Annotated in this window: 2 protein-coding genes; both read right to left on the reverse strand. The window is 28.2% G+C overall.

The window, feature by feature from the left end; translation table 11 throughout:
• Nucleotides 1-197: 197 nt before the first annotated feature.
• Nucleotides 198-1,151: a Fic family protein gene (locus Q0762_RS13835; protein WP_298767715.1), complete on the reverse strand. Its 954-nt coding sequence runs from the start codon at nt 1,149-1,151 to the stop codon at nt 198-200.
• A gap of 223 nt (nt 1,152-1,374) precedes the next feature.
• Nucleotides 1,375-1,962 carry a hypothetical protein gene (locus tag Q0762_RS13840; protein WP_298767717.1) on the reverse strand — a complete coding sequence of 196 codons (588 nt, stop codon included), beginning with the start codon at nt 1,960-1,962 and terminating at the stop codon, nt 1,375-1,377.
• Between the last annotated feature and the right edge of the window lie 771 nt (nt 1,963-2,733).

Consider the following 2,733-nt stretch of genomic DNA (forward strand, 5'->3'; position numbering starts at 1 on the left):
CATAATTTTAAAATTCTGTTTTTCTCTTTTTTATTCCGCCTGAGTGAGTGAGCAATTTTAGCTAACGTTGTTGTATATGGTTTGTTGCGTGCTTCAAGCTACTAATTTAGTAAATAATTACCGACTAATAAAGTCCGCAAAGACTTTCGTAAGTAGGCAAGAAGCCAGCAATAAATTATATACGGTGTTGTGCCCAGTTATTTTAAACGATATATTGTCTTATTTTTTTCTCCTATTTTTTCAAATAAACCTAATTCAGCTCCTTTCTTTAAATCTCTACTTGCTGTCGCTGAAGAAATATCTTTAAAAACATCCATATAATCTTTTCTTGTAAATTCAGTTTTGTTTAGTGAAACATAATATCCTAATCTATCTTTTTCATTTAAAGTTCGATTATTAAAATCTAATAATTGACTTATTGAAATGTCGATTACGTTAAGCATATATTCAATAAACTTAGTTGACTTTCCTGATTTATCACTTTCAGCTAAGGCTTTATAATATTTTTCTTGGTCGTTGCTAATTAACGTTTCAAAAGGTAAAAATTCAAAGATTGGATATTTTTCCATTAAAATTAAAGTTTGCCACAATCTTCCCATTCTACCATTTCCATCCAAAAATGGATGTATAAATTCCATTTCGTAATGGAACACGCAACTTTTAATTAATTCAATTTCATCAGATTTTTTTAAGTATTCAAAAAGATCTTTCATTAAGTATGGCACATTTTCATGAGGAGGTGCCAAATGCTCAACTTTAGAGCCTTTAACAATTCCGACACTTTGATTCCTATATTTTCCAGAATTTTCAATTAGACCTTCCATTAATTTTTGATGAGCTTTTAAAAAAGATTTTTCATTAGCCGGTTTGTAATCTTCTAAATTTTCATAGATTTTAATTGCATTTAAAACTTCAAGAACATCTTTTTTAGGCCCAATTATTCTTTTGTTTTCAAGAAGAGCTGTAATTTGTTCTTCTGTAAGTGTGTTTCCCTCTATTTTTAAAGAAGAATGAATAGTTTTAATTCTATTCTGTTTTCTCAATTTAGGTGAAGGTCGGTTTAACAGATTTGCATTTACTTCTCCTATTTTCTCTGAAATAGAGGTTATTAATTTCAAAATAGAAGATGTTATTTCGTAAGGTGGTTTCATTTATAGATACTATCATTTGATACTATCAAATATACAATCATTTTACATTAATTGTATTTAGAAACGTGATTTTTTTATTGGGCACAACGTGTATGTACAAGGTTAGTTGCGTGGTTTAAGCACTAAAATAGTAAATAATTACAGACAAAGAAAATCCGCAAGGATTTTCGTAAGTAAGCAAAAAGCAAGCAATTAATTTTGTACGGTGTTAGCTGTAGTTTTTTCACCTTCTAATATGAGGGAATAACATATATTTTGGTGTTCCTGGCATTTCCAAATTGTATCTTTTCCTTCTCTCAATTTGCCAAAATCTATTATATTCACTTCCATAATATTCTTTATCAAATCTTTTCATAATAACCATAGCCCAAGCAACTCCTTTTGTTATTACTTTGTTTTTTATATAAGGTGAAGGGTCAATTTGTTCCCAACTAGAAGAAATTTCCTTATGAGAAATATTTTTATTTCGACTAAATTCAATATTTTTTTCTTTCAAGTAATTACTGAATTTTTTCACTTCTTCTTTTTGGATTTTAAATTTGTCAGCTGCAAAATTAAAATTTAATCTTCCGTGAGAAGTTTTTGAAATCTCTGATAATCTTGAAATTATATCTTCTTTAAATTTAGTCTGAACAATTTTCAATAAGTTCAGATTTTCATTTTCCATATCTTCTAAAAGATTTCCTGTTTTTAACTCCAAAATCTTGTATTCGTATATTTTAAAGATTACCCACGATTGAATTATTCCTCCAACCTCGCCTCTTAAATGCGAGATTAATTTCAACGGTTCCATCTTCTTTACTTTTGACATTTTTTTTGAATTACAGCTAACGTTCTACGTGTATTAAAAGTTACGGCTTTTACGTTCGCGGCAATTTTCCAACGGAAAATTGAAGTGAATAAAAAAGCACTAAATTTAGCTTAAAGCCAAAAGTAGTAATTTTTAATACACAGTGTTGGTGTTTCGTTTTTTTTCTTTTTCATTTTGCTTTGTATTCAAATTTAAGATAAAAACTCGAAACTTTTCCCTTTACTAATATTTTTTTTCCGCATAAGAGTAAGAATAAATTCAGTTTGAGAGAGGTTTTTCAGCATTTTTATTTTTTTCCGATTTAGAGTAACATACTTTAATTTTTCAGTTTAATACTATTCAACATAAGAGTAAGAATTCAAGTTCTTAAACTTAGAAAAGAGAGAGAAAATTTAATATTTTCAATATTAAATTTTCTGTGAGAAACTGTTCAGCAACCAGAGTAAATTCACACAATTTATTTTTCAAAAAGGGGAGTGGATTCCATTTTTTGAGCTCGCGTGAGAAATGAACACCAACGTTAGATATAAAAACCGTTGGGCATTAGATAATAATGGATTAACGATTTAAACATTAAGCCAAATATAAATATTTTGTATTTATCATTCGTTGTAAATGCCAAATTTTATATTTGGCGGCTTAGCAGATTAACACAAACCTTTGGTCAAACCTAAAACTGCCCTATGGTTTTTATATAACCCGAGTTCGATTAATATTTAGATAGATTTTATTAGCAAAAAAGATAGATTTTTAGTAAATTAAAGTACTGAA

The sequence above is a fragment of the uncultured Polaribacter sp. genome, assembly GCF_947495205.1.
Classification (GTDB): domain Bacteria; phylum Bacteroidota; class Bacteroidia; order Flavobacteriales; family Flavobacteriaceae; genus Polaribacter.